The 24,878-nt window shown below is 65.3% G+C and carries 21 protein-coding genes; 7 read left to right on the top strand and 14 right to left on the bottom strand.

Annotation, left to right across the window (positions count from 1 at the left end; genetic code table 11):
• Window positions 1-15 precede the first annotated feature (15 nt).
• The 4 genes from Q8R61_RS11725 to Q8R61_RS11710 all read left to right on the top strand — a co-directional run bounded on the left by Q8R61_RS11725 (window position 16) and on the right by Q8R61_RS11710 (window position 2,911).
• Entirely contained in the window at window positions 16-426 is a 411-nt protein-coding gene (locus tag Q8R61_RS11725) for a DUF4259 domain-containing protein (protein ID WP_305537427.1), read from the top strand.
• Complete coding sequence (locus Q8R61_RS11720; protein ID WP_305537425.1) at window positions 419-1,864, top strand: mechanosensitive ion channel family protein; 1,446 nt, start codon at window positions 419-421, stop codon at window positions 1,862-1,864. Before Q8R61_RS11725 ends, Q8R61_RS11720 begins: the two co-directional genes overlap by 8 nt.
• A 208-nt stretch (window positions 1,865-2,072) precedes the next feature.
• Window positions 2,073-2,423: a DUF6152 family protein gene (locus tag Q8R61_RS11715; RefSeq protein WP_305537423.1), complete on the top strand. Its 351-nt coding sequence runs from the start codon at window positions 2,073-2,075 to the stop codon at window positions 2,421-2,423.
• On the top strand, window positions 2,423-2,911 hold the full coding sequence (locus Q8R61_RS11710; RefSeq protein WP_305537421.1) for a DUF6644 family protein: 489 nt from the start codon (window positions 2,423-2,425) through the stop codon (window positions 2,909-2,911). The genes Q8R61_RS11715 and Q8R61_RS11710 overlap by 1 nt, the downstream gene beginning before the upstream one ends.
• 57 nt (window positions 2,912-2,968) lie before the next feature.
• On the opposite strand, the gene Q8R61_RS11705 is transcribed toward Q8R61_RS11710, so the two are convergent.
• The 5 genes from Q8R61_RS11705 to Q8R61_RS11685 are packed head-to-tail and all read right to left on the bottom strand — an operon-like array spanning window position 2,969 to window position 7,703.
• Complete coding sequence (locus tag Q8R61_RS11705) at window positions 2,969-4,534, bottom strand: AMP-binding protein (protein WP_305537419.1); 1,566 nt, start codon at window positions 4,532-4,534, stop codon at window positions 2,969-2,971.
• A gap of 14 nt (window positions 4,535-4,548) precedes the next feature.
• Entirely contained in the window at window positions 4,549-5,301 is a 753-nt protein-coding gene (locus tag Q8R61_RS11700) for an SDR family NAD(P)-dependent oxidoreductase (RefSeq protein WP_305537417.1), read from the bottom strand.
• Complete coding sequence (locus tag Q8R61_RS11695) at window positions 5,298-5,525, bottom strand: acyl carrier protein (protein ID WP_305537415.1); 228 nt, start codon at window positions 5,523-5,525, stop codon at window positions 5,298-5,300. Before Q8R61_RS11695 ends, Q8R61_RS11700 begins: the two co-directional genes overlap by 4 nt.
• A 57-nt stretch (window positions 5,526-5,582) precedes the next feature.
• Window positions 5,583-6,668 (bottom strand): class I SAM-dependent methyltransferase, encoded by a 1,086-nt coding sequence (locus Q8R61_RS11690; RefSeq protein WP_305537413.1) that lies wholly within the window; start codon window positions 6,666-6,668, stop codon window positions 5,583-5,585.
• An 18-nt stretch (window positions 6,669-6,686) separates the two neighbouring features.
• Window positions 6,687-7,703 carry a class I SAM-dependent methyltransferase gene (locus tag Q8R61_RS11685; RefSeq protein ID WP_305537411.1) on the bottom strand — a complete coding sequence of 339 codons (1,017 nt, stop codon included), beginning with the start codon at window positions 7,701-7,703 and terminating at the stop codon, window positions 6,687-6,689.
• A gap of 187 nt (window positions 7,704-7,890) precedes the next feature.
• Between Q8R61_RS11685 and Q8R61_RS11680 the strand changes: the two genes are divergently transcribed.
• Both Q8R61_RS11680 and Q8R61_RS11675 read left to right on the top strand, forming a co-directional pair.
• Window positions 7,891-8,589 carry a DapH/DapD/GlmU-related protein gene (locus Q8R61_RS11680; RefSeq protein ID WP_305537409.1) on the top strand — a complete coding sequence of 233 codons (699 nt, stop codon included), beginning with the start codon at window positions 7,891-7,893 and terminating at the stop codon, window positions 8,587-8,589.
• A 42-nt stretch (window positions 8,590-8,631) separates the two neighbouring features.
• Window positions 8,632-9,600: a hypothetical protein gene (locus tag Q8R61_RS11675; RefSeq protein WP_305537407.1), complete on the top strand. Its 969-nt coding sequence runs from the start codon at window positions 8,632-8,634 to the stop codon at window positions 9,598-9,600.
• Between the two features lie 26 nt (window positions 9,601-9,626).
• Here Q8R61_RS11675 and Q8R61_RS11670 read toward each other — a convergent pair whose 3' ends face one another.
• The 6 genes from Q8R61_RS11670 to nifJ form a co-directional block, all read right to left on the bottom strand.
• Window positions 9,627-10,376, bottom strand: a complete 750-nt coding sequence (locus tag Q8R61_RS11670) for a WbqC family protein (RefSeq protein ID WP_305537405.1) — start codon at window positions 10,374-10,376, stop codon at window positions 9,627-9,629.
• Window positions 10,373-11,332 carry a hypothetical protein gene (locus Q8R61_RS11665; RefSeq protein ID WP_305537403.1) on the bottom strand — a complete coding sequence of 320 codons (960 nt, stop codon included), beginning with the start codon at window positions 11,330-11,332 and terminating at the stop codon, window positions 10,373-10,375. Before Q8R61_RS11665 ends, Q8R61_RS11670 begins: the two co-directional genes overlap by 4 nt.
• Window positions 11,332-12,453, bottom strand: coding sequence for a dTDP-4-amino-4,6-dideoxy-D-glucose aminotransferase VioA (gene vioA / locus Q8R61_RS11660; RefSeq protein WP_305537401.1), 1,122 nt, complete (start codon window positions 12,451-12,453; stop codon window positions 11,332-11,334). The genes Q8R61_RS11665 and vioA overlap by 1 nt, the downstream gene beginning before the upstream one ends.
• The gene (locus tag Q8R61_RS11655) at window positions 12,450-15,467 is read right to left on the bottom strand and encodes a tetratricopeptide repeat protein (protein ID WP_305537399.1); all 3,018 of its coding nucleotides are present in this window, start codon (window positions 15,465-15,467) and stop codon (window positions 12,450-12,452) included. Before Q8R61_RS11655 ends, vioA begins: the two co-directional genes overlap by 4 nt.
• A 233-nt stretch (window positions 15,468-15,700) precedes the next feature.
• The gene (locus tag Q8R61_RS11650) at window positions 15,701-16,714 is read right to left on the bottom strand and encodes a dihydroorotate dehydrogenase-like protein (RefSeq protein ID WP_305537397.1); all 1,014 of its coding nucleotides are present in this window, start codon (window positions 16,712-16,714) and stop codon (window positions 15,701-15,703) included.
• A gap of 1 nt (window position 16,715) precedes the next feature.
• Window positions 16,716-20,321, bottom strand: a complete 3,606-nt coding sequence (gene nifJ / locus Q8R61_RS11645; RefSeq protein ID WP_305537739.1) for a pyruvate:ferredoxin (flavodoxin) oxidoreductase — start codon at window positions 20,319-20,321, stop codon at window positions 16,716-16,718.
• A 184-nt stretch (window positions 20,322-20,505) separates the two neighbouring features.
• Between nifJ and ybaL the strand changes: the two genes are divergently transcribed.
• Window positions 20,506-22,242 (top strand): YbaL family putative K(+) efflux transporter, encoded by a 1,737-nt coding sequence (ybaL, locus tag Q8R61_RS11640; RefSeq protein ID WP_305537395.1) that lies wholly within the window; start codon window positions 20,506-20,508, stop codon window positions 22,240-22,242.
• 17 nt (window positions 22,243-22,259) lie between these two features.
• Here ybaL and Q8R61_RS11635 read toward each other — a convergent pair whose 3' ends face one another.
• The 3 genes from Q8R61_RS11635 to Q8R61_RS11625 are packed head-to-tail and all read right to left on the bottom strand — an operon-like array spanning window position 22,260 to window position 24,859.
• Window positions 22,260-23,081, bottom strand: a complete 822-nt coding sequence (locus Q8R61_RS11635) for a hypothetical protein (protein ID WP_305537393.1) — start codon at window positions 23,079-23,081, stop codon at window positions 22,260-22,262.
• 7 nt (window positions 23,082-23,088) lie between these two features.
• Complete coding sequence (cysG, locus tag Q8R61_RS11630; protein ID WP_305537391.1) at window positions 23,089-24,528, bottom strand: siroheme synthase CysG; 1,440 nt, start codon at window positions 24,526-24,528, stop codon at window positions 23,089-23,091.
• Window positions 24,529-24,532: 4 nt separating this feature from the next.
• Entirely contained in the window at window positions 24,533-24,859 is a 327-nt protein-coding gene (locus tag Q8R61_RS11625; RefSeq protein ID WP_305537389.1) for an iron-sulfur cluster assembly accessory protein, read from the bottom strand.
• Between the last annotated feature and the right edge of the window lie 19 nt (window positions 24,860-24,878).

Raw genomic sequence — 24,878 nt, 5'->3', positions numbered from 1 at the left:
TTCAAGGAGAAACTTATGGGGGCATGGTCAGCTGATGTCTTTGGAAACGACGATGCTTGTGATTGGGCGTTTGGACTGGAGGATGCAAACGACCTCTCGTTAGTCGAAAGCACCTTGGAGACTGTGCTTTCCCAAGGCACTGAATACGTTGAGGCCCCGGAAGCTAGCGAAGCACTGGCCGCAATCGAAGCCATCGCTCGGCTACAAGGTAATTGGGGCGAGCGCAACCCGTACACCGAGCCGGTTGACGAGTGGGTTGAGAAAACGAAACTCCAACCGTCTGCGGCCCTTGCGAAGAAAGCCCATCTGGTAATTGAGCGCATCTTGGCCGAGAACTCAGAATTAAAAGAGCTGTGGCAGGAAAGTGATGAATTTGAAACGTGGCTAGCATTCGTCGCCGAGTTAAAAAGTCGCGTAAATGAATAACCCTTTAGTCAAGGCGCTCCCCTCTCGAACGGCCAGACTCCTCTGCGCCGCGTTCCTCTGCTGCGCCGTCTTTGCGTTCAACTCAGTTGCTGCCCAACAGCTATTCGGTAGCGAGGATAAGCCGGCGCAGGCGAAAGTGCCTGATGGCAAACCCGAGTCCCCGGGTAAAGTCGACGTCCGACCCGTCGCCAAGGATGACGAGATCAGCCAACGCATCGCAGATATTCTTGTAGCAACAAACTGGTTCGGCGAGCCCCAGGTCACTGTCCAGCAAGGAATCGTTTTCCTGAAAGGAACGACGGAAAACGATGAATCCAGGCAGTGGGCCGGAGATTTAGCGAAGAACACGGAGGGCGTGGTTGCCGTCGTCAATCAAATCGAAGTGGCCCCCACCACGGTTTGGGATTTCGAGCCAAGCTTTCAGGTACTGAATGATTTAGCACGCGGTCTCGTTCGAATGTTGCCCCTGACCGTGGTGGCGGTGGTCGTAATTGTTATTTCGTGGATCTTCGCCAGGTTAACGGTGTTCGTACTGCGTCGCCGGCTTCTAGGCCGATCCCTCAGCCGGCTTTTGCGCGAAGTACTGGCCCGGGCTGGCGGATTGGTTGTAATGCTTGTCGGCCTATACCTTGTGCTCCGTATCGCCGGGCTCACGCAACTCGCGCTTACGGTGGTGGGCGGCACAGGCCTGATCGGTTTGGTGCTGGGCATCGCATTCCGCGACATCACCGAAAATTTTCTCGCCAGTCTCTTTCTGAGCTTGCAGCAACCGTTTCGTGAGGGTGATTTGATTGAAGTAGCAAACATCACGGGTTACGTTCAGCGGCTGACCTCTCGCACGACTGTAGTTACGACACCCGACGGCAATCAAGTGCAAATCCCCAATTCGACCGTCTTCAAAAGCACGATCCGCAACTTCACAAGCAATCCCAATCGCCGCGAGGATTTCATGGTGGGGATCGGCTATGACGATTCCATCTCTTTTGCCCAGGAAGTTGTCTTGAAGGTGCTCGCTGAACATCCGGCCGTTTTGAATGATCCCGAACCCTTGGCGCTCGTGGACAACCTCGGATCGTCCACGGTCAACCTGCGTGTTTATTTCTGGCTCGATGGCAGTCGACACAGCTGGGCGAAAGTGAAATCGTCGGTCATTCGGCTCGTCAAACGGGCCTTCCAGGATGCGGGAATCTCGCTGCCGGACGAAGCCCGCGAACTCATCTTCCCTCACGGTGTGCCTGTCCGCATGATGGAAAGCGAAGGCGCTGCGGAACCCGCCGACCGAGCCCTGGCGAAGCCGACCGCCGAGCCCGAAACAGTCGCGACCAAGGGAGAAGCTGGCCTGCAAAGCGAAGCCGGGGAAATCAAAGAACAGGCGCGCAGATCCTGGACCCCTGGGGAGAATCTCTTAACGCCGTCGTCGTCTGCAGATAACAGTTGAAGGCACATGGGCGTCGATCACCCAATCCTCCCTGCATCAGGTCGAGATACATGGTGTTGCAATCAGGCAACTGCCTGATTGCAACACCACGGCACTCCCGCTAAAAAATCCGGTCACACCCCAAGCCGCGTGACCCCACCCGGCCCCACCGGACAGCCCTCCGCGGCTGTACCAAAGACGCATGCAGTTTTTGGAAAGGAGACCCCCCATGAACCGATTGAATGCTCTGCTTTTTGGCGCCGCGCTGACCCTGTCGGCCACGGCGCAGGCCCATCACGGCTGGAGCGGTTATGACGCCGGCCAGACGCTGACGCTCACCGGCGAGGTGGCCGAGTCGGGCTATATGCATCCGCATGGCTACGTGAAGCTGAAAACCCCCGACAAGACCTGGATCGTGGTGCTGGCACCGCCTTCACGGATGGAGCGCCGCGGCCTGGTGCGCGAGGCGATCGCGGTGGGGTCGACGGTGACGGTGGTGGGCCATCCGCACCGTGAAACCGCGGCCGAGCTGCGCGCCGAGCGAATTACCGCGGCCGGCAACACGGTCGAATTGCGCTGATGCCCGAGCCGGTCGGGCCGGTGCTGCTGGTGTGGCTGGAGACGACGGCGCCGGCCGCGGCGATGCGCGAAGCGCTGTGGCTCTATCCGGCGGTCGAGGTGGTACACATCCTGGGCTTTGTGCTGCTGGTGGGCGCGGCGGCGATGTTCGACCTGCGGCTGCTGGGCGTGGCGCGCGGGCTGGACCTGAATGCACTGGCGCGCTTTCTGCTGCCCTGGTCGCGCACCGGGCTGGCGGTGGTGGTGCCGAGCGGGCTGCTGCTGTTTTCCGCGCATGCGACCGAGATGATCGTAAACCCCGCGTTCCAGCTGAAGCTCGCGCTGATCCTTGCGGCCGGACTCAACGCCTGGTGGTTCCACCGTGGCGTGATGCGCGGGGCCGCTGCGTGGGGCGGTGCAACGCCGCGCCGCGCGCGCCTTGCGGCCGGCATCTCGCTGCTGGTGTGGGTGGGGGTGATTGGCTGCGGGCGACTGCTGGCCTACCTGTGAAGCCCTGCCCTGCGACCGCACACCGAGCCGCGCGCGGCGGCTGAAACAGCACCCGGCCTACGGCGCTCCGGGCAAGGCCGCGAGCGCCTGCAGGGCGGGCCGGTCGATCTTGCCGTTGGCGTTTTTCGGCAGCGGATCGATGAGCCGCACGCGACGGGGCACCATGTAGGGCGGCACGATGGTGGCCACCCGCTGCAACAGGTCTTGCGACGATAGCGCCGGATTGGTGGCGGCGAAGGCGAGGATCTGCCCCAGCCCGTCGCCCAGTTTCTGGTAGATGACGGCGCATTCCTTGACGCCGGACACGCTGTTGAACGCGGCCTCGATTTCCTCCAGCTCGATGCGGTAGCCCATGTGCTTGATCTGGTAGTCGGCGCGCCCCCTGAAGTGCAGCCAGCCCCGGGCATCCCTTTGCACCAGGTCGCCGGTGCGGTAGCCGATGTCGGTGGGGTGTGCCTGGTGCGGGTTCTGGATGAACGCGCGGGCGGTGCGCTCGGGGTCGTTGTAGTAGCCCAGGCCGACCTGCGGACCGCGCAGGAACAGCTCGCCGAAATCGGGGTCGCGCGCGTCCAGCGGCAGGATCTCGTAATCGAAGTTCTCGGCCAGCAGGCCCAGCGGGGCAAGGTTCTGCATGTCATCGAAATCGGCGGCGCCGATGGCATGGGCCGAGCAGATGCAGGTGCACTCGGTGGGGCCGTAGACGTTTTCCAGACCGGCGCGTGCGCCGAATAGGTCGTAGAGCTGGCGCAGCTTGGTCTTGGGGAAGCCCTCGCCGCCGAAGACGATTTTTCGGATCGCCGGAAAATCCGACGCCGCGAGCGCGCGCGTGGTGAGCAGGTAGACCAGCAGCGAAGGCACGGAGAACCAGATCGTGCAACCCGCAACGCCCACCAGCCGCACCAGGCGGCGTGTGTCGCGCACCTGTTCGGCAGTGACGGGCACCAGCGCTGCGCCCGAGAACAGGGCCGAGTAGAAATCGAACACCGAATTGTCGAAGTAGATCGGATTGACGTTGGTCAGCACGTCGCCCGGCGTGATTCCGAAACGCGTCTGCGCCCAGGCGATGAACCCCAGCAGGTTGGCATGCGACATGACCGCGCCCTTGGGCATGCCGGTCGAGCCGGAGGTGAACATGATGTAGGCCGGGCTGGCGCCGTCGATTACTTGGCCCTCCGGCGGCGCGGCCGGCTGCCCGTCTGGTAGTGCGGCCGGCGGCGGCAGATCGCGCAGATGCAGCGTGTTGCGATAGCCGTCCGCTTCCAGTTCAGCCGCATAGGGCAGCGCCGCAAACGCATTAACGACCAGCCGCGGCCGGCAGGTGGAGAGGATGCGGTGCAGCCGTTCCCATGGGCTGTCGGGGTCGAGGTTGACGTAGATCACGCCCAGCCGCAGGCAGGCCAGCATGGCGGCGTACGCGGCAGGCGACTTGTCGTGGAACAGCACGGCAACGTCGCCCTCGCGCAGCCCCCTCGCGCGCAATTCGGCGGCGATGCGCTCGACCAATAGGGCGAGTTCGGCGTAACTAACGCGTTCGCCGGTTTCGGGGTAGATCAGCGCGGGCCGCGCCGCGTGCTGCGCCACGACGTCCCGGAAGGCGATGCCGAGCGGGGTGGCGACAGGCATGGACATCGTGCCGGCTAGATCACCAGGCCGCCGTCGACTTCGAGCACGGTGCCGGTCAGGTAGTCGTTCTCGATGACATGGCGCAGCGCCAGGTAGAGGTGTTCGAGCTCGCCCAGGCGGCGCAGCGGAATCTGCTGCTGCAGGCGCGCAAGCGTGGCTTCGCTGAGTGCGGCGCGTGTCGACGGGGTGTCGATAAAGCCCGGTGCGATCGCGACGAAGCGCAGGCCCATCGCGCCCAGCTCCTTGGCCCAGGTGCGGGTGAGCGCATTCACGCCGGCCTTGGCGGCGGCGTAGGCCGACTGCCCGGCGTTGCCGTTGGCGGCAATGGAGCTGATCGAGATCACCACGCCCTTGCAGCGGCGCGCGAGCATGCGGTCGACGACGCGCCCGGTAACGAAGAAAACGGAATCGAGATTGGTCGAGATGACGCGCTGCCAAGACTCGCGCGCATGCACCCGCTCGCCGCGCGACAGCATGTTCACCAGCGGCTCGCTGTGGATGATGCCGGCATTGTTGACCAGCACGTCGGGCTCGAAGCCGGCGTCGGCCAGAGCCTGCAGCGCCGCGTCGACGGCAGCGGCATCGCTGACGTCGCAGGGCTGGACCCGGATGCGCCCGCCGGATGCCGCGGACAGCTCGGCGCAGCGCGCCGCGTCCAGTTCCAGCACGGCAACGTCGGCCGACTCGGCAAGCAGCTGCTCCGCCAGATAGCGCCCGATCCCCGCGCCGCCGCCGGTCACCAGGATGCGCGTGCCGGCGATCTTCATGGCGCGACTCCGTGCGCCTGCAGGATGGCCCGCGCGTCGCCGACGGACTTCAGGTCGGCGATCTCGTCGCCGGTGAACTGGACCTGGTAGGCCTCCTCGAGCCGCACGATCAGCATCATGTGCGCGAGCGAATCCCAGGTCGGTATATCAATCAGCGTGAGGGAATCGACGACGGACGATTCGGGCAGGGCAAAAACGTCGGCAATGTTCTTTTCTAGGCTCATGGCAGTATTGTGCGATCTCGGCAGAAAACGGACGGGCTCAACATGGGGGATTTCACCTCAGTAACGTAGTTTGACAAACAGCGCCTTGCCACACGTGAAGGCGCATTCGATGCGGTCGGGCTGGTCGCGCAGCAGTTCGTCGCCCACCCGATGGGGGCCGTCGCCGTGCGCCCAGACGTAGTCGTCGAGGATCAGCCAGGCGCCCGGCACCATCCGCCCGAGCCACAGCTCGCAGTCCTGCTTCACGCAGGCGTAGTCGTGGTTGCCGTCGATATGGATGACCGCGATCCGGCCCGAATAGTCGACGCGCCGGCCGAGCGGCGACAGGATGGCCTCGCCCCCGGCATAGACAGCGAAGGCCCGCTCGGAAGGCAGGCGCAGATGGGCGTGGTCGTCGGCACGAAGCGGCACCATGTTCACCATGAAGCCCTCGCTCAGCACTTCGTAGTCCCATTCGTCGGTCACGTTCTGCAGGGCGTCGGGCGATTCGCGCTGCACGCAGTCGGCCGCGCGCCAGGGATCGGCCGTCAGCACCGGCCCGGTGCGATGGCGCCAGGCCAGATACAGCAGCACGAAGGCGGAACGTCCCATCAGCGAGCCGATCTCGATCACGTCGCCCGCCGGCGCGCTGGCAAAGATGCCCATCATCGCGGCCAGCTTGTCGTCGTTCGATTCGCCGTAGATCAGCGATGCTTGCCGCAGCATCCCCGCCACTTCCAGCGGCGACAGCGCGCTGTGGCCTACCGCGCACAGGGTCACCAGCGGCATCAGCCGTTGGGTGCGCGCCATCAGCTGGCGATGGCGCTCGATCTGCTGCTGAACCGGCGATTCCCCGATCAGGGTGATGTCGGGGCGATGCGCGGCCAGAAAGCGTGCCATGAAGGCATGCACGGTGGAGACCGGGCACAGCAGGCGGCAGACTGAATGCGCGTCCGCCAGTGCGATAAAACGCGCGGCGAACTCGGCATCGTGAATCGATGGCAGGCGGTGCAGCGCGCCCGCTGCGGCGGCGACCTCGTCGTTGGCCACCGAGGCAGCGCAAACCACCTGCTCGCCGTGGCTGCGTGCCTGCTCCAGATAGTCGAGCGCGGCCTGGTTGACTGCGGGGAAGATCAGCGTTGCACACGCCATCGGGGCTTGCATGATCGGTGGCGCGGCCGCTCAGTCCGGCTTTCCGAGATCGCGCTGCGCGGCTTCGCGCACCACGTCGTCGAGCCACTGGTGCATGCTCTTGCCGGTCTTCGCGCGCGCTTCGTAGGCCAGGCGCTTGACGTCCGGTGTGATGCCCTCGAGGTGGCCGTGGTAGCGGGTGCGGTGGGTGCCGCCGCGCACGCCCGGGATGGCGAAGTCGAAGTCGGCCACGGGCTCGCCCTCGCCAACGACGAAGTCGATGACGTAGAAGACGCCGCCGATGATCCATTCCAGCCGCACCTTGCGCGCCTCGACCGGCAACTTGTCGAGCGGCAGCGTGTAGGCAAACTCGGGGTTGGAGTTGATCAGGATGCGGGCGAATTCGGTCTCGCGCAGCCACGGCGGCATGTTCTCGTCGCCGACCACGATCTTGCCGCCGGGCTTGGTGACGCGCGCCATTTCGGAGAAGGCGCGTTGGATGTCGGCGAAGGCATTGATGCCGCCGAAATGGAAACAGGCATCGAAGCTGTTGTCGGCAAAGGGCAGGTAATAGCCGTTCGCCAGCGCCGGCTCGACGTGCGGCGTGGCGCTGCGCATGCGCTCGATGTTCTTCGCCAGGAAGGACGGTGCGATGTCCTGAATGTAGAGCCTGCCGTCGGCGCCGAGCCGCTGCGCGATGATTTCGGAATCGCGCCCCGTTCCCGACCCGGTCTCCAGCACGACGGCGCCGGGCTTGAGGTCGAGCTTGTCGACCATGGCATTGCGCACCGCCTGTTCGTCCTCGCCATAGGTGCGGAAGGTCAGCGGCAGGTAGCGGTCATAACCCTCGACGCGGTCCTCGGACTGCTGGCGCGCCTCGCGGTCGGCCTTCGGCAGTTCGAACGGGTAAACGAAATTGGGCACGCCGCCGGCGATTTCAAAGCGGTGTCCGGACGGACTCCGCAGCACACCCGAGACGACTTGGTCGCCCTCGCACGCCGCCTGCTCGAGCGTCAGCGGCTCGAGCGTGGCGGGGTCGACATAGAACTGTTCTTCACCTAAGCGCACGTTGTCTCCTTGGGCGGGCCGGCGCTTTGCCGGCTCGCGGTTTCAGGTTTATTTCGGCCATCATCCTTGCAATGTGCAGGCCCGGGCAAAAATTTTTGCACATCCGGAAGGGCTGCTGATACGCTTCGCGGGTCTTCCGCGCGGCCCCGGCCAGGCGTGAAGTCCGACCGAACACAGGGGGCGAACGATGAAACGGCTGGTCATTTTCGGGGTGGGCAAGATCACGGACGTCGCCTACCACCACTTCATCCGCGACGGCGAGTACGAGGTGGTGGGCTTCACCTGCGACGCGGCGTGGCTGCCGCCCTCGGGCACGCACTACGGGCTCCCCGTCGTGCCTTTCGAAACGATCGAGCGCCACTATCCGCCGGAGTCGGTCGCGCTGTTCGCGGCGATCGGCTATCACGAGCTCAACGCCGTGCGCGCGCAAAAATGCGCGGAAGCCAAGGCCAAGGGCTACACGCTGGCGAGCTACGTCAGCCCGCGCGCGGACCTCGGCCCCTGGGTCGAGGTGGGTGAGAACTGCCTCATCCTCGACGGCGTCGGCATCCAGCCCGGCGCGAAGATCGGCCACAACGTCTCGCTGTGGAACAACGTCCTGATCGGCCACCATTCGACGGTACACGACCATTGCTGGATCGCCGCCGGGGCAACGCTCGGCGGCGTCGCCACGCTGGGCGAGCGCTGCTTCGTCGGCCTCAACGCCACCGTCGGCGGCGAGCTGTCGATCGGCGCCGATTCCTTCCTCGGGGCGGCCACCCTGGTGCTCAAGAGCACACCGGCGCGCAGCGTGTTCATCGCCCCCGGCACCGAGAAGTTCCGGCTGGCGAGCGACGAATTCCTGCGCATGACCCGCATGGCGGCGATCGGCCCCGGCCGCAAATAATGCGGCGCGCCCGGGTCGTCCGCATGCGGCAGGCGTAGGCCCATGTTCGCCTGGAAAAAACTCGGTAACGTGTTCAATCCGACCGTGCGCCGGCCGCATCCGTGGATGCAGGAATACGCGCAGTGCCCGACGCCCTTCGTGCGGGACGACGCCACGCTGCGCGTCTACTTCGCCTGTCGGCCGCAGCGGGACGCCGACCTGCAGTACGTCTCCTACCCCGGCTATGTCGACCTGGCACGCGACGACCTCACGCGGGTGGTGAAGATCGCTGACGCGCCGCTGCTTCCGCTCGGCGGCGCGGGCGCCTTCGACGAATTCGGCATCATGCCGAGCAGCGTGGTGCGCAGCGGGGATGCGGTGTATCTGTATTACACCGGGTGGTCGAGAATGGCGTCCGTGCCCTATACCACCGCAATCGGGCTGGCCGTCAGCCACGACGGCGGCGAGACGTTCAGCAAGCTGGGCGAAGGGCCGGTCCTCGGTCTGACGCTGAACGAGCCCTATCTGGTGAACAGCCCGGCGGTGCGCATCATCGATGGCATCTGGCACATGTGGTACATGACCGGGACGAAATGGCTGATTCACGAAGGGCAGCCCGAAGCGGTCTTCCCGATCGTGCACGCGACCTCGGATGACGGCATCGTCTGGACGCGCGACGGCAGGCCGATCGTCCCGACCCGTTCGGAAGACGAGTGCCAGGACATCTTCCTGCCCTTTTTTCTCGACGGACGATGGCATGCCGTGTTCGGCTACCGCAAGCCCGTCGGCTTCCGCAGCGATCCCGCGTCCATGTACCGCCTGGGGTATGCGTGGTCCGACGACCTGATCGAGTGGGTGCGCGACGACGCCCAGGTGGGGATCGACGTCTCGGCGGCGGGCTGGGATTCGCAGATGATGGCGTCCTCCCAGACCATCGAGCTGGACGGACGCATCCTGCTCTTCTACTGCGGCAACAACTTCGGCCGCGAGGGCTTCGGCATCGCCGAAATGACGGGCCGCAGCGGGCGCTGAGCCCGCCCTCCGGGCAAGCATCCGGCTCAGTCCAGCCATGCCTGCAAAGTCTCGCGGTCGTTCCACATCAGCCAGTCGATGACCGAGAGGTCGGCGACGAATTCGAAGCTGCCGGTGGCGTAGCGTTGCGGGCGGTGTTCGTGAAAACTCAGCGCGATGCCGTGGCGGGCGTAGAGCGCCTCGTCGAACAGCGCCCGGCCGCCGGAGGCGTTGCGGTATTCGGTCGCCCCCAGCTGTTTTGAAATATGCAGCGCCCACTCGCCCGGTGCACACGCGGCCGGCAGCTCGATGGAGAGGGTTGAGGCCACCTCGATCGGGGTGGCGATGCCCAGATGCTGGCACACCGCGCGCAGTATGGTGGTGTTCAGCGCGGCGAGGCTGTCGTGGGGTCCGGCGAGGCTGTCGCCGACGAGTGCGCGCACCGCAGCGTAGTGCGGGGCCTCGGCCTGGTAGACCTTGAGCTTGTCCAGCAAGCGGCCGCGCCAGTCCTGGGCGGGGTCGATCAGCGCGTCCCGGATGCTGGTATCGAGGCCGGTGTGCTGCACCGGCACCGAAACGTAGGCGGTGCCCTTGTCGCGATTGAGGATGCGGTTGCGCGTCATCCACGACTTGCGCGAGAACTGCGCGGTGTCGAACACCACCCACAGGTCGCACGCGGCGATCAGCCGGAACTGCTCGAAGTAGGGAAAGAAATAGGGCTGCATGATGCCGACGATCCGGGACGTGCCGGGTGTCGCGGCCTCACTGTGCGAGAACGTCTGAAAATCCGGCGTCATGGCTGCTCCAGCACCGCCAGGCCGAAGCCGTCGCGGCCGAACGCGTTGCCGTTGTAGAGCATGTAAATTCGACCGTCGCATTCGAACACATGCGGGTAGCACAGCATGTCGGAATCCCAGTCGCCCGCGCTGACGTCGAGCGCCAGCGTGTCGTCGTCGCGCACCCAGTCGACCAGGTCGTCGGACCAGGCGTGGCCGATGCGGTAGGCGCGGTCGCGATTGGTGCGGAAGTCGGACGACTGGCGATAGCAGAAGAACAGGTGATGGCGGCCGTCGATCGCGATCACGGTCGGCAGTGCCTGGCATTCGTCGTCGCCCAGCCGGTTGCCGAGGATCTGCCGCCCCTCTTCCTTGGTCCAGTGGACGCCGTCGCGCGAGGTGGCATGTCCGATCTTGTAAACGCGGTCCGGTGCGGCGTCCGGTGCGAGCCGCTTCCAGCCAAGCCCGAAGACGTACCACATGTGAAAGGTGTCGCCGCAGATTTTGACGAAAGGATCGACGACGATGCAGGGCTCGTGCAGCGAGGGAGCGAGCACCGGGCCGTCGCCGAGGCGCTGGAAGCTAAAGCCGTCATCGCGGCTGATCGCCAGCCCGATGGCGCCGTCCGCCGGCACCGAGACCCGCCGGTTGACGCCGGAGGTATAGCCGTAAACCAGGTCGCCGTGACGCACCACGTTCATCGGGAAAATCCCGTGCTCGTCGAAGCAGCCGAGCTTGCCCAGTTCGATGACGGTATGGGCGGACACGGCAATGATGTCGCGGAAATTCTTTTTCATATCGACGAAGGCGATATGGCTCAGGTATTTTCCGTCGGGCTCGCGGAACCGGGTGGAAAAATAGATCCGCACGAAATCCTCGAACACCAGCGCCTGGGGCGCCTGCGAAAACGCCGTGCAGCCATGCGGCAGGCTGACCTGGGTGGGATCGAAAATCTTCCCGAGTTTTTTCCACTGCATCAACGCTGCCCTGCGATCACTGCGACGATGACATCCACCTGGTCGGCGCTGAGGTCCGGATAGATCGGCAGGCAGATCACCTGCTCGGCCGCGGCGCGCGCCACCGGCAGGTTGGCCGGCGCGGCAGACGGCATGCCCCGGTACATCGGGAAGTCACTGATCAAGGGGTAAAAATACCGTCGCGCATGGATGTCGTGGTCCTGCAGCTTTTGATACAGGTCATCGCGGCTGAGCGGGTAGTCGGGGCGCACCAGGACCGGGAAATAGGCGTAGTTGGATTGCTCGTCGCCCGCGGGCAGGCAATCGATCCCCACGACTCCGGCCAGCGCTTCGCGGTAGCGGGCATCGACAGCCTGGCGCTTTTGCAGGACGGCGTCGATGCCCTTGAGCTGCAGCAGGCCGAAGGCGGCCATGATCTCGCTCATCTTGCCGTTGATGCCGGGCGCGACGACCGTCACCTCATCGACAAAACCGAAATTCTTCAGGTGATCGATGCGCTGCTTGGTCTTGGCGTCGTGGCAGACGATGGCGCCGCCCTCGAAGGTGTTGAAGACCTTGGTGGCGTGAAAACTCAGCACCGACAGGTCGCCATGGTCGAGCACGCTGCCGTCGCGACAGTGCACGCCGAAGGCATGCGCCGCGTCGTAGATGACTTTGAGCCCGTAGTTGTCGGCAATTTTTTCGATGCGTTCGACATCGCACGGATGCCCATAACAATGCACCGGCATGATGGCGGTCGTTTGCGGGGTGATCGCGGCTTCGATCCGTTCCGGGTCCATATTGAGCGTGAGCGGATCGATATCCACGAACACCGGCCGGATTCCGTTCCACAGCAGCGAATGCGCGGTCGCCACGAATGAGTAGGGGGTGGTGATGACCTCGCCGGTGATGCGCAGGGTTTGCAGGGCGGTGACGAGCGCGAGGGTGCCGTTGGCGAACAGGGCGATATGCTGCACGCCCAGGTAGTCGCACAGGGCCTGCTCCAGTTGCTGGTGAAACGGGCCGCCGTTGGTCAGGCGCTTGCTGTCCCAGATCTGCTGCAGATAGGGGATGAACTCCTCCAGCGGCGGCAGCGACGGCTGCGTGACGTAGATCGGCTGTGCATCTGGTGATCGCTTCATGCATGGTTCTCCGGCGTCGCGTGTTGGATGTCCTGCAGCGTCACTTCGAACGATTCCACCGGCAGTTCCGCGCACCAGCGTTGCCACATCACGCGCAGGGCGCGCGCCACCCCCGCTGCAACCAGCGCCGGCTGCCCGCGGACAGACTGCGCAAAGCGTTCCCGCAGGCCTGCCCGGATGTCCGCCAGCTCGGCACGCTGTTCATTCCACGACACCCCCTTCGCCAGGAAGTCGGCGGTGTCGTGGGCCACGAACGATTCCAGGCCCGCGTGGCCGAGAATCGATGCGCCTGAGCGCCCCGCTGCCGTGCTGCCCGCAAGGGTGAGCGTCGGCACGCCCATCCACAATGCATTGAGGGTCGTGGTGCCGCCATTGCAGGGGAAGGTATCGAGACAGATGTCGACCTGGTGGTGCAGGGCCAGATAGACATCGAGCTTGCAGCGGGGATGCAGGCTCAAACGTTCGCGCGCGATGCCTTCCGCCGCGAACCATTCGATCAGGGTCTCGCAGCTGCCCGCTTCGGGAATCCCGACCAACAGCATTCTGGAATCGGGCAATGCCCGCAGCAGTTGCGCCCATACGGCAATGACGGTCGGGCTGAGCTTGTTCGGCCGGCTGAAGCTGCCGAAGGTGAGATGGCCATTGTCGAGTGCAGGCAGCCTGCCGATCGGTGGGGCATCCTTGACTGGCAGGTAAGGCGAGTTGGCCGGCAGATACACGATCTTTTCGGTGAACTGATCTTCGAACTCACCGGGCGGCAGGAAGAGCCGGTCGCCCAGGTAGTAGTCCATGGCGCGCATGCCTGTGGTGCCGGGATAGCCCATCCAGGTGGCCTGAATCGGCGTCGGCTTGCGCGCGAAGACCAGCAGGCGATTCTCGCCGGTGTGCCCCGAAAGGTCGATCAGGATGTCGATGCCGTCCGCGTGGATCTTGTCTGCCAGCGTCGCATCCGACAGGCCGGCGATCGGGTTCCAGTGGGCAAAGTGCCCGCGCAGGCGCGCTGTCACCTCGTCGTCGAAGAAATTGTTGTAGTAGGCATGCAGCGACAACTGCGGATGGCCGGACAGCTGCGCGATCATCGGCTCGATGAACGTGGCGACCGCATGGTTGTAGAAATCGGCCGAGACAAAGCCGACCTGCAGGCGGCGTTCGGGATCGCGTGTTTGCGTGTGCGCCGGCCAGTGCGGCCTGAGCGCGGGTTCGAACTGCTCGCCAAACCTGACATGCTCGAGGAACAGCGCATGCGGATCAGTCGACGCGCTGAGCGAGAGGTAATACAGCAGATTGCTGTGCAGCGTCGCATGGTCCGGGTTGATCTGCAGTGCCTGCCGCGAGCACGCCTCGGCTTCGTCCAGCCGGCCCAGGCTCAGCAGGGCCGCGCCCAGATTGGCCAGCGCACCGGCGTTGTTCGGCTTGACCTGCAGAATGCGTCGATAACAGGCCACCGCCTCGTCCAGCCGGCCCAGGTACTGCAGCGTGACGCCCAGGTTGTTGAGCGCGTTGACCTCATCCGGGCGGATTTCCAGCGCGCGCCTGAAGCTGGCCTCGGCCGCGTCGAGCCGGTTCATGACGCGCATCAGCTTGCCCATATTCAGGTGCAGCCCGGCATCCTCCGGCGCGATCTGCAGGGCCTTGCGATAGTTTGTTTCGGCTTCGTCCAGGCGTTCCATGAAGCGCAGCAGGTTGGCCCGGTTCTCGTAGCTGCGGGCATCATTCGGGTCGAGGTAGAGCGCGAGCTGAAAATGCGTATCCGCTTCGTCCAGCCGGCCCAGTTCCTGCAGCGTGATCGCCAGATTATTGTGCATCGTGACATCGTCCGTACGGATGCGCAGCGCCTGTCTGAAGCTCGCCTCGGCTTCGTCCAGACGCCCGCCTTCCCGGAGGACGTTACCCAGATTGCCGTGCGCCTCGGCATCGTCCGGCAGGAGCTGCACGGCCCGCCGGCAGCTGGTTTCGGCCTCATCCAATCGTTCGAGCCGCTGCAGGGTGATGCCCAGATTGGTGTGCGCCCGCGCATTGTCCGGTGCCAGTTGCAGCGCCTGCCGGTAGCTCGACTCGGCTTCGTCGAGCCGGCCCCGTTCCAGCAGCGTGGCACCGAGGTTACTGTGCGCTTCGGCGTAATTCGGCCTGAGCAGGAGTGCCTGTCGCAGACGCGCCTCGGCCTCGTCCAGCCGGCCCAGTTTGCTCAGCGTCACGCCCAGATTGAGGTAGGCGTCGGCGTAGACCGGTTCGATCTCCAGCGCCTGACGGTAGCGGGCCTCGGCTGCGTCGAGACGACCCAGTTCCTGCAGGGTGACGCCCAGGTTGTAGTGAGCTTCGACGTCGGCGGGCGCCAGCGCCGCAGCCTGCTGCAAGGGTTCCAGTGCCTGCTCGCCCTTGCCCTGCAGCTTCAGCGCAACGCCCAGGATCTTCCAGCCGAACGCGTGTAGCGGATACTGCGCAGTCATGCGTTGTGCGCGTTCTGCAAGCGCCGCGTACTGCCTTTCCGCATACAGCGCCATCAGTGCTTCCATGTCCTCGCGCCCGGGGCTGTCGCCGGATGCAGCACCGGTCGGTGCAGCGCCTGACGCGGCCTGCCCCACCGGGCCCGCTTGTGCTGTGACCAATGCGTCGTCGCCCAGCCGCGCCGCCAGCGTATCCACTTCGCTGCCTTCCAGACCCTGCTGCCGGGCGAGCGCCAGCACGGTACGCGCCTCGTCCTGCTGGCCGGCCTGCACGAGGGCATCGATGTAATTCACCCAGTAGCGCCCATGCGTCGGATCGGCATTCAGTGCCGCCACGAAATACGGCAAGCCGGCCTCGGGCTGCTGCGCCTGTACTGCGATTACGCCCAGGTTGTAATTGGCCTCCGCGTGATCGGGCTGGCTTTGCAGCAGGGTCTGGTAAAGCGTCCCGGCCTCAAGCAAGCGGCCAGCGTGATGATGCGTGAGCGCCTGCTGCAGCAGCTGCGCGATCGCATCGGGCTCGGAATGCTGCAGGGTGGCATGGGTCGGCATCGGGCTTGGCTCGGTCATAGTGGAATTCCATTTGTATTATGGGGACCTGAGACGTAGCCCAAACAGAGAAAAGCCCTGTTTTTACAGTGCTTTTCCTGTCTTGCTTTGCACGCAGGCTCACTACGAAGCGCGGTCTGGCTCCGCCCTCGAGGGCGCGACGGTCCGGATCGGATCTAGCGTGGAGGGCACGCGCGTTCACGCTTGCCTGCAGGACACTGCCGACTCCTTCTGCGACAGCCCTGCCCCAAACCCTATGACCACACGCCCGGTTTCGCCGTGAAGCTGTCCAATACCCTTAGATAGCTGGCACGCGCGACAACCGAGGGGTCGGGCAGGTTCTGCTGGCTCATGCTGCCCTTCATCTGGGCGACCGATTCATATTCCCTTTCCTCCATCCAGTGCTGCAGGCCCGCCAGGATGTCGGTGAGCTTGCCGGGGCCGTGCGCGAGCAGGCAGGAAGCGAGGTGCACGACGTCGGCACCGGCCAGCAAAAGCTTGAGCGCCTCGCTCTCGCTGTGAACGCCGCCGGTGGCGGCGAGCGTGAGTTGCGTGCGGCCATGCAGGATGGAGATCCAGCGGATGCGGAGCAGCGCTTCGTCGGCGGACGACAGATGCAGCTGGTCGGTCATGCGCAATTCGTCGAGGTCGATATCAGGCTGGTAGAAGCGGTTGAACAGCGCGACACCCTGCGCCCCGGCGGTCTGCAGCTGCTTGACGAAATTGGGCAGCGACGAGAAATAGGGCGAGAGCTTCATCACGATCGGCAGGCTGACGACGCGGCGCAGGTCGGCCAGCAGCTCCAGGTAGCGCGCTTCCACTGCGTGGCCGGACTGCTGCATGTCGGCGGCGACATGGTAGACGTTGAGTTCCAGCGCATCGGCGCCAGCCAACTCCAGTTCGCGGCCAAGCGCCACCCAGCCCGAGGGCGACACGCCGTTGAGGCTGGCTACCACGGGAATTTCGAGCCGCCGCTTGAGCTGGTGCAGGTGCGACAGGTAACGCTCGAGCCCGCCCCGGAATTCGCCGTGGTCGGGCAGAAAGCTGTCCGCTTCGCCGTGACCGAGGTCGGCGTGCGTGAGGAAGCGGTCGAGCATCGCGTCCTCCGCCTGCAGTTCCTCCTCGAACAGCGAATACATCACCAGCGCCGCGGCGCCGGCATCCTCCAGCCGCAGCGCGGTATCGAGGTCGCGCGACAGCGGCGAGGCGGAAGGCACCAGCGGGTTCTTCAGCTTGAGTCCGAGGTAATCGGTGGAGAGGTCGATCATGTCAGGCGTCCTTTTTGGATGCGTCGGCATGGCCCTCTGCCATGTCCTGGTAGGCCTTGAAGCGCCGCTCGGCGTCAGCTTGCGCCTGTTCGAGGAAACGCTGCGCCGCCTCCGGATGGCTGCGCTGCAGCATGGCGAAGCGGGTTTCGGATTCCATGAAGGTCTTGATCGGCTGGCTCGGCGCGGCGGAATCGAGCTTGAAGGGATTGCCGCCCGCCTCCGCCAGCCGCGGGTCGAAGCGGATCAGCGGCCAGTGGCCGCTTTTCACCGCGAGTTCCTGCTGACGCTGGTTGTAGAGCATGTCGTAGCCATGGGCGATGCACGGGCTGTAAGCGACGATCAGCGAGGGGCCGGGGTAGGCCTCGGCCTCGTGGAACACGCGCAGGGTCTGCACGTCCTTGGCGCCGTAGGCGACGGTGGCGACATAGACGTGGCCGTAGTCGGATGCCAGTTTGGCCAGATCCTTCTTCGCGGTGGCCTTGCCGCCGGCGGAGAACTTGGCGACGGCGCCGATCGGGGTGGCCTTGGAGGTCTGCCCGCCAGTGTTGGAATAGACCTCGGTGTCGAGCACCAGGATGTTGACGTCGTAGGGCAGCGCCAGCACATGGTCAAGGCCGCCGTAGCCGATGTCGTAGGCCCAGCCGTCACCGCCGATGATCCACACCGAGCGGCGGATCAGCCATTCGGCGACGCTGGCGAGTTCCTTCGCGCGCGGGTGCTGGGAGGCCGCCAGTTTGTCGACCAGCGCCGCGACGCGACCGCGCTGGTCGACGATGCCGGCTTCCTCGCGCTGGTCGGCGTTGACCAGCGCTTCGACGAGATCGCCGCCGATGTCCGTGGCGAGTTCACGCACCAGTTGCTTCGCGTAGTCCATCAACTGATCTGAGCTGAGCCGCATACCGAGACCGAATTCGGCGTTGTCCTCGAACAGTGAATTGCTCCACGCCGGGCCGCGGCCGGCGCCGTTCACCGTGTAGGGCGTGGACGGCAGGTTGCCGCCGTAGATCGACGAGCAGCCGGTGGCGTTGGCGATCAGCATGCGGTCGCCGAACAGTTGCGTGGCGAGCTTGATATAGGGCGTCTCGCCGCAGCCGGCGCAGGCCCCGGAAAACTCGAACAGTGGGTCGAGCAGCATCGATCCTGGGATGGTGCCGTGCTTGATCGCGCTACGGTCGAATTCGGGCAGGCGCAGGAAGAAGGCGAAGTTGTCGCGCTCGGGATCGCGCAGCGGGTCGATCGGCGCCATGTTCACCGCGCGGTGGCTGACATTGGATTTGTCGTGGATCGGACAGGCCTCGACGCAATCGCCGCAGCCGGTGCAATCCTCCGGCGCCACCTGATAGCTGATATGGGTGCCGGCGGGGAAGTCCTTGCTCTTCGCCGGCACGTGCTTGAAGGTCGGCGGTGCCTCGGCCGCGTCCTCGGCCTTGAAGGCCCGCGCGCGGATCGCGCTGTGCGGACAGACGAACACGCATTTGCCGCACTGGGTGCAAAGGTCGGCGTCCCACACCGGGATTTCCAGCGCGATGTTGCGCTTTTCAAAACGCGCGGTGCCGAGGGGATAGGTGCCATCGGCGGGAAAGCGCGACACGGGCAGCGCGTCGCCGTCGCCGTGGTAGATCGGCAGCGTGAGGTCGCGCACGAAGTCGGGGGTATCCACCGTTGCGGCGGAAGCGCGCTCTGTTTCGACGCTTTCCGTCTCTGCCGGGATGCTGGCCTGATGCAGCTCCGCCAGGGTCATGTCGATTGCCTTGTAGTTGAGCTCGACCAGTCGCTTGCTCTTCTTGCCATAGGTCTTGTCGACCGCCTGCTTGATCGCGGCAATCGCCTGCTCCTTCGGCAGGATGCCGGAAATGGCGAAGAAGCAGGTCTGCATGATGGTGTTGATGCGCCGTCCCATGCCTGCCTCGGCGGCGACAGCGTAGGCGTCGATCACCCACAGCTGCAGGTGCTTCTCGACGATCTGCACGCGCAGCGTGTGCGGCAGCGTATCCCACACCGCATCGGGCATGGCCGGGGTGTTGAGCAGGAAAACCCCACCGGGCGCGGCGTGTTCAAGCAGTGCGTAGCGGTCCACGAACATCGGCTGGTGGCAGGCGACGAAGCCGGCCATGCCGGGCTCGACCAGATAGGTGGAACGGATCACCGCCGGGCCGAAGCGCAGGTGCGACACGGTGACTGCGCCGGATTTCTTCGAGTCGTAGACGAAGTAGCCCTGCGCCTGCAGATCGGTCGCTTCGCCGAGGATCTTGATCGAGTTCTTGTTGGCCGACACCGTGCCGTCGGCGCCCAGGCCCCAGAACACAGCGTGCTGCAACTGGCACGAGGCGTCGGTGCGGAAGTCCGCATCCCACGGCAGCGAGAGATGCGTCAAGTCGTCGAGAATGCCGACCGTGAATTCGCGCCTGGGCGCGGCATTCGACAGTTCGTCGAAAACGGCTTTGACCATGCCGGGGGTGAATTCCTTGCTGGCGAGGCCGTAGCGGCCGCCGATCACGCGCGGCATAACGCGAACGCCATCCGCCGCGGCCTGTGCCAGCGCCGTCACCACGTCCTTGTACAGCGGCTCGCCGTCCGATCCCGGCTCCTTGCAGCGGTCGAGCACGGCAATGGCGTTTGCCGTGGCGGGCAGCACAGCGAGCAGCGCGCCGGGCGAAAACGGCCGGTACAGGCGCACCTTCAGCACGCCCACTTTTTCGCCACGGGCAAGCAGGTGCTCGACCGTCTCGTGCACGGTTTCGGCGCCCGATCCCATGAGCACGATCACCCGCTCGGCATCCGCCGCGCCGACATAGTCGAACAGCGTGTAATGGCGGCCGGTGAGTTCGCCGAAGCGGTCCATCGCATCCTGCACGATCTGCGGAAACGCATCGTAGTAGGGGTTGGCGCGCTCGCGCGACTGGAAGAACACGTCCGGGTTCTGCGAGGTGCCGCGCAGCACCGGATGCTCGGGCGACAGCGCGCGGGCGCGGTGCGCGGCAATCAGCTCGGCGTCGAGCAGGGCGGCGACGGTGTCGGCCTCGACCGCGGCGATCTTGGCCACTTCGTGCGAGGTGCGGAAGCCGTCGAAGAAGTGGATCACCGGGATGCGCCCGGCGAGCGTCGCCGCCTGCGCGATGACTGCCATGTCCTGCGCTTCCTGCGGCGAATTGGACGCGAGCAGCGCGCAGCCGGTAGCGCGGCACGCCATGACGTCGGACTGGTCGCCGAAGATCGACAGCGCGTGGGTGGCGACCGCGCGCGCGGCGACGTGCAGGACGAAGGGCGTGAGCTCGCCGGCAATCTTGTAGAGGTTGGGGATCATCAGGAGCAAACCCTGGCTCGCGGTGAAGCTGGTCGCCAGCGCACCGGCGGTGAGCGCGCCATGCAGCGCGCCAGCGGCACCGCCTTCGGACTGCATCTCGATGATTTTCGGCACCGCGCCCCACAGGTTGGGCTTGCCCTGGGCGGCCCATTCGTCGGCCCATTCGCCCATGGCGGACGCCGGCGTGATGGGATAGATCGCGATCACCTCGTTGGCGAGATAGGCCATGCGGGCGACGGCTTCGTTGCCATCGAGGGTGAGCGTGGTTGTTGACGCTTTATCCGAAGGTGTATCCCTTGGGATAGCGTCTTTAAAACCACGGCCTACCCCTTGCGGGTGGAGCTTGATGGTCATGGCGGGCATTTACCTGACAGGTTCATCTTTCATTCTAGTCCCGACTCGGGAATGAGTCGTCTCAAGTCGGCGACATCAGGCGTCCTGTAAAATCGCAGCGTCGAAAGTCATAGGTGCCCGCCTCTTCCCAACCATGCCCCACAGCGTCGACCTCATTACCACGATTGCCGCCGCGCTCGGGCTGGCGCTGATTTTCGGCTTCGTTGCGGTGCGCCTGAAGCTGCCTGCGCTGATCGGCTATCTGCTGGCCGGCATCGTGCTCGGGCCCTACACCCCGGGATTTGTGGCCGACACCGCGCTGGCCGGGCAATTGGCCGAGATCGGCGTGATGCTGCTGATGTTCGGCGTGGGACTGCATTTCTCGCTAGACGACCTGCTGTCGGTGAAGAAGATCGCGCTGCCCGGGGCGGTGGTGCAGATTGCCGTGGCCACCGCAATGGGCATGGGCCTGGCCCACTGGTGGGGCTGGGACCTGATGGCGGGCGTGGTGTTCGGGCTGTCGCTGTCGGTGGCGAGCACGGTGGTGCTGCTGAAGGCGTTGGAAAGCCGCGGCGTGCTGGCCACGCCGAACGGCCGCATTGCGGTGGGCTGGCTGGTGGTGGAAGACCTGGTGATGGTGCTGGTGCTGGTGCTGCTGCCGCCGCTGGCCGCGACGCTGGGCAGCGCCGCCGGCGCAACCGACGTATCCTCGCTGCTGACCACGCTGGCGATCACGCTCGGCCAGGTGGCACTGTTCATTGTGCTGATGCTGGTGGTGGGGCGGCGCGTGTTTCCCTGGCTGCTGTGGCAGGTGGCGCGCACCGGTTCGCGCGAATTGTTCACGCTATGCGTGGTGGCGGCAGCGCTGGGAATTGCCTATGGTTCGTCGGCGGTGTTCGGCGTGTCGTTTGCGGTGGTGGCGTTTTTCGCCGGCATGGTGCTGCGCGAATCGGCGCTGAGCTATCGCGCAGCCGAAGAATCCCTGCCGCTGCGCGACGCCTTTGCGGTGCTGTTCTTCGTCTCGGTCGGCATGCTGTTCGACCCCAATGTTCTGTTGGAACAGCCGCTGCAGGTGCTGGCGGTGGTGGCCATTATCGTGTTCGGCAAGTCGCTGGCAGCGTTTCTGCTGGTGCTGGCGTTTCGCTATCCGCTCAATACTGCGCTGACCGTCTCGGCGAGCCTGGCGCAGATCGGCGAGTTCTCCTTCATTCTGGCCGGCCTCGGGATGGCACTCGGCGTGCTGCCGGTCGAAGGCCACAGCCTGATCTTGGCCGGTGCGCTGATCTCGATTGCGCTCAACCCGTTGCTGTTCCAGGCGGTGGAGCCGGCGCAGGCCTGGATTCGCAGCTATTCGGCGCTGGCGCGCAAGCTGGAGCATCCCGACGACCCCTTGTCCGAGCTGCCTGCCGACGTGGCCTCGCATACGCTGAGCGGCCACGTGGTGCTGGTGGGCTATGGCCGCGTGGGCCAGCGCATTGCCGAAACGCTTGATGCGCGCGGCGTGCCCTATGTGGTGGCCGAGCAGCAGCGCGAGGCGGTCGAAAAGCTGCGCCGCCGCGGCATCCACGCCGTGGTCGGCGATGCGTTCGAGCCAGCGGTGCTGATCCAGGCGCATGTCGCCCGCGCGCAGATGCTGGTGATTGCCACGCCCGACGCCTTCAAGGCACGCAAGATGATCGAGATTGCGCGCACGCTCAACCCGCGCATCCATATCGTGGTGCGCAGCCACAGCGAGGACGAAGCCGACCTGCTACGCCGCGAGCATGCGGTCGAAGTGCGGGTGGGCGAACGCGAGCTGGCCGACAGCATGGTGCGCCATGTCGGCGAACACATCGAAATCCAGATGCGGGCGAAGGAAGCGGCGCAGGAGACCGCGCCGTCCCACTCCTGAACGTGGCGGCGCAGGGTTTATGCCGGCGCGGAGGCGGACGCCCTGCTGCACAGGCGCGCCAGCTCGCCATAGCACTGGGTCTTCAACACGTCGCGCCGCTGCATCCGCGCCGGCAGCCAGCGCAATGCGCGCAGCCAGGCGGTGCGACGCAGCGCGGTGATCACGCCGGCGCGCACGGTGCTGTCTTCCTGCGCCAGCACCGACTGGATCGCTGCGCACAGTTCGGGCAGCCGATCCTTGAAGTGAATGGCGGTGGAGAAGAAGTACGGCAGCCAGTCGCGGATTTGCGCCTGCGCCAGCGTCATCGCGCTGATCGGATCGTCCTCGAAGTCGATCGCACCGAAGCCGTGTTCGGGCGACCACACCAGATTGCGCGCAAACGCCTGACTCAGATACTGGCGCGCCCGATGCGCCTGCAGGATGTAGCCGGCGCCGTGCTGCCAGTGTTCCATTTGTGTTTCCGCTTCGCTGCGGCGCAGCAGCATTTCGAGCGTGGTGTGGCCGATGTCGGAGATCAGCAGCCAGTGCTCGTCATGCGCCAGCAGCTGCGGCACCCGCAGGCCGGCATCGGCCAGGCTGTCGAGGCGGCGCGCTTCGTTGCGGATGCCGGTGGCGCCGCCGTGCGGCCGCACCGGCTGCATCGCGGGATGCTGCAGCAGCCGGGCCATGCCGGCCAGCAGCTGATAACGCCAGGCGGGCGGCTGCGGCACGCTGAGCTTGAGCCAGGCGGGCTGGCCCTGCCAGCGCACCGGCACGATGTGGCGCCCGGACTGCCGCAGGGTCGCGATTTCTGCTTCGATATCGGCCCGGCTGGCCAGCTGCAGGGCGGCGGAGTTCATCCCGCGATCAGCGCAGGTGGTCCGGCGTTTCGAGCGGCGTGCGGTGGGCCTGCTCGCTGTGCAGTTCGGGCTGGTACCAGCCGAGCTTTTCGCGCAGCTTGACGACATTGCCGACGATGATCAGCGTGGGGGCCTTGAGCTGGGCCGCTTCCGCCAGCGCCGGCAGCGTGGTGAGGGTGCCGGTGATGACGCGCTGCGTGGGCAGCGTGCCGTGCTGGATGATGGCGGCCGGAGTGTCGGCGGTGAGGCCGTGCTTGATCAGCGCCTCGCACAAGAGCGGCAGGCCTTTCAGCCCCATGTAGATGACGATGGTCTGGTCGCGGCGCGCGATGCCTTCCCAGTTCATGTTGAAGGTGTTTTCCTTCAGATGGCCGGTGACGAAGGCGACCGACTGCGCGTAGTCGCGGTGCGTCAACGGGATGCCCGCGTAGGACGCCACGCCGGCGGCGGCGGTGATGCCCGGCACCACCTGGAAGGGCACGCCGTGCTCGACCAGGGTTTCGATTTCCTCGCCGCCGCGGCCGAAGATGAAGGGGTCGCCGCCTTTCAGGCGCAGCGTGCGCTTGCCCTCCTTGGCCAGGCGCACCAGCATCAGGTTGATCTCTTCCTGCGGCACAGCATGGTCGTCGCGCTCCTTGCCGACGTAGACGCGCTCGGCATCGCGTCGGCACATGTCGAGTATCGGCTGCGAGACCAGACGGTCGTAAACGATGACGTCGGCCTGCTGCATCAGGCGCAGCGCGCGGAAGGTCAGCAGGTCAGGATTGCCGGGGCCGGCGCCGACCAGATATACCTCGCCGCGCGGGATGTCGTGTTCGGCGCCGTCCTTGATCATGGCGTCGAGTTCCTGCTCGGCCTCGACGTCGCGTCCGGAGAACACCATTTCGGCAACCGGCGACAGGAAGACTTTTTCCCAGAAGGCGCGGCGTTGTTCCGGCTTGATGACGGCGCGCACGCGGTCCTTGTAACGAGACGCCAGCGCAGAGAGGCGACCGTAGGCGGCGGGGATCATCGTTTCCAGCCGTGCGCGCAGCATGCGCGCGAGCACCGGCGATTCGCCGCCGCTGGAGACCGCCACCATGATCGGCGAGCGGTCGATGATCGACGGCAGGATGAAGCTGCACAGCGCCGGCTTGTCGGCCACGTTGACCGGAATGTGGCGCGCGCGCGCTGCATCGGCGATGACTTTGGCAGCAGCCTTGTCCTCCTCGACCACGATCACCGCGTCCTTGCCGTCGAGCAGCGCGGGCGTGAAGGCATCCGCGATGCGCTTCAGATGATCGGCATGCGGCAACCGCGCAAAGCCTTCGTGCAGCGCGGGTGCAGCAACGTCGACATAGGCACCGGCGCGCAGCAGCAGCTCGGACTTGCGTGCAGCGGTTTCGCTACCGCCCACCACCAGGCAGTGGCGGTCGCGCAGATCGAGAAAGATGGGCAGGTAGTTCATGGGTTCACTCGGCGGCGGGGGTGTCGTCTTCGGGTTCGGGTTCGGCGGACAGCGGTGGGATGAAAATGAAGCGCATGTCGCCCGGATTCATCTCAACGAAATCGAGCGTGACGCCCTGCAGGTAGGGCGTGCTGGATGCGGCGATCAGGACTTCGATGCCGTTGATGATCAGGTGCTCGTCGGCCTCGCGCTCGATGTCGAAGCCCATGCCGTAGTTCACACTGCCGTCGTCTTCCTGATAGGCAGCAACGCGCAAGACCATGTCGAACACGTCGGGGTTGTTGTTGGCAACGCGAATCTGCTCGGCTGCGGCGTCGGTGATCTTGATCATGGGTGTTCCCTCAAAGTGG

This window comes from Thiobacillus sp. (assembly GCF_030696885.1).
Classification (GTDB): Bacteria; Pseudomonadota; Gammaproteobacteria; order Burkholderiales; family Thiobacillaceae; genus Thiobacillus.
Note: the sequence above shows the minus strand (reverse complement) of the source record. Positions and strands in the feature narration are given on the sequence as shown.

Bases quoted from the DNA above. Each gene is read 5' to 3' on its own strand.
- vioA (WP_305537401.1), bottom strand. From the start codon at position 12,453: ATGAAGCGATCACCAGATGCACAGCCGATCTACGTCACGCAGCCGTCG.
- Q8R61_RS11710 (WP_305537421.1), top strand. From the start codon at position 2,423: ATGCCCGAGCCGGTCGGGCCGGTGCTGCTGGTGTGGCTGGAGACGACG.
- Q8R61_RS11680 (WP_305537409.1), top strand. From the start codon at position 7,891: ATGAAACGGCTGGTCATTTTCGGGGTGGGCAAGATCACGGACGTCGCC.
- Q8R61_RS11700 (WP_305537417.1), bottom strand. From the start codon at position 5,301: ATGAAGATCGCCGGCACGCGCATCCTGGTGACCGGCGGCGGCGCGGGG.
- Q8R61_RS11625 (WP_305537389.1), bottom strand. From the start codon at position 24,859: ATGATCAAGATCACCGACGCCGCAGCCGAGCAGATTCGCGTTGCCAAC.
- Q8R61_RS11665 (WP_305537403.1), bottom strand. From the start codon at position 11,332: ATGCAGTGGAAAAAACTCGGGAAGATTTTCGATCCCACCCAGGTCAGC.
- Q8R61_RS11705 (WP_305537419.1), bottom strand. From the start codon at position 4,534: ATGCCTGTCGCCACCCCGCTCGGCATCGCCTTCCGGGACGTCGTGGCG.
- cysG (WP_305537391.1), bottom strand. From the start codon at position 24,528: ATGAACTACCTGCCCATCTTTCTCGATCTGCGCGACCGCCACTGCCTG.
- Q8R61_RS11675 (WP_305537407.1), top strand. From the start codon at position 8,632: ATGTTCGCCTGGAAAAAACTCGGTAACGTGTTCAATCCGACCGTGCGC.
- Q8R61_RS11720 (WP_305537425.1), top strand. From the start codon at position 419: ATGAATAACCCTTTAGTCAAGGCGCTCCCCTCTCGAACGGCCAGACTC.
- Q8R61_RS11715 (WP_305537423.1), top strand. From the start codon at position 2,073: ATGAACCGATTGAATGCTCTGCTTTTTGGCGCCGCGCTGACCCTGTCG.
- Q8R61_RS11725 (WP_305537427.1), top strand. From the start codon at position 16: ATGGGGGCATGGTCAGCTGATGTCTTTGGAAACGACGATGCTTGTGAT.
- Q8R61_RS11690 (WP_305537413.1), bottom strand. From the start codon at position 6,668: ATGCAAGCCCCGATGGCGTGTGCAACGCTGATCTTCCCCGCAGTCAAC.
- Q8R61_RS11650 (WP_305537397.1), bottom strand. From the start codon at position 16,714: ATGATCGACCTCTCCACCGATTACCTCGGACTCAAGCTGAAGAACCCG.
- Q8R61_RS11670 (WP_305537405.1), bottom strand. From the start codon at position 10,376: ATGACGCCGGATTTTCAGACGTTCTCGCACAGTGAGGCCGCGACACCC.
- Q8R61_RS11635 (WP_305537393.1), bottom strand. From the start codon at position 23,081: ATGAACTCCGCCGCCCTGCAGCTGGCCAGCCGGGCCGATATCGAAGCA.
- Q8R61_RS11695 (WP_305537415.1), bottom strand. From the start codon at position 5,525: ATGAGCCTAGAAAAGAACATTGCCGACGTTTTTGCCCTGCCCGAATCG.
- ybaL (WP_305537395.1), top strand. From the start codon at position 20,506: ATGCCCCACAGCGTCGACCTCATTACCACGATTGCCGCCGCGCTCGGG.
- Q8R61_RS11655 (WP_305537399.1), bottom strand. From the start codon at position 15,467: ATGACCGAGCCAAGCCCGATGCCGACCCATGCCACCCTGCAGCATTCC.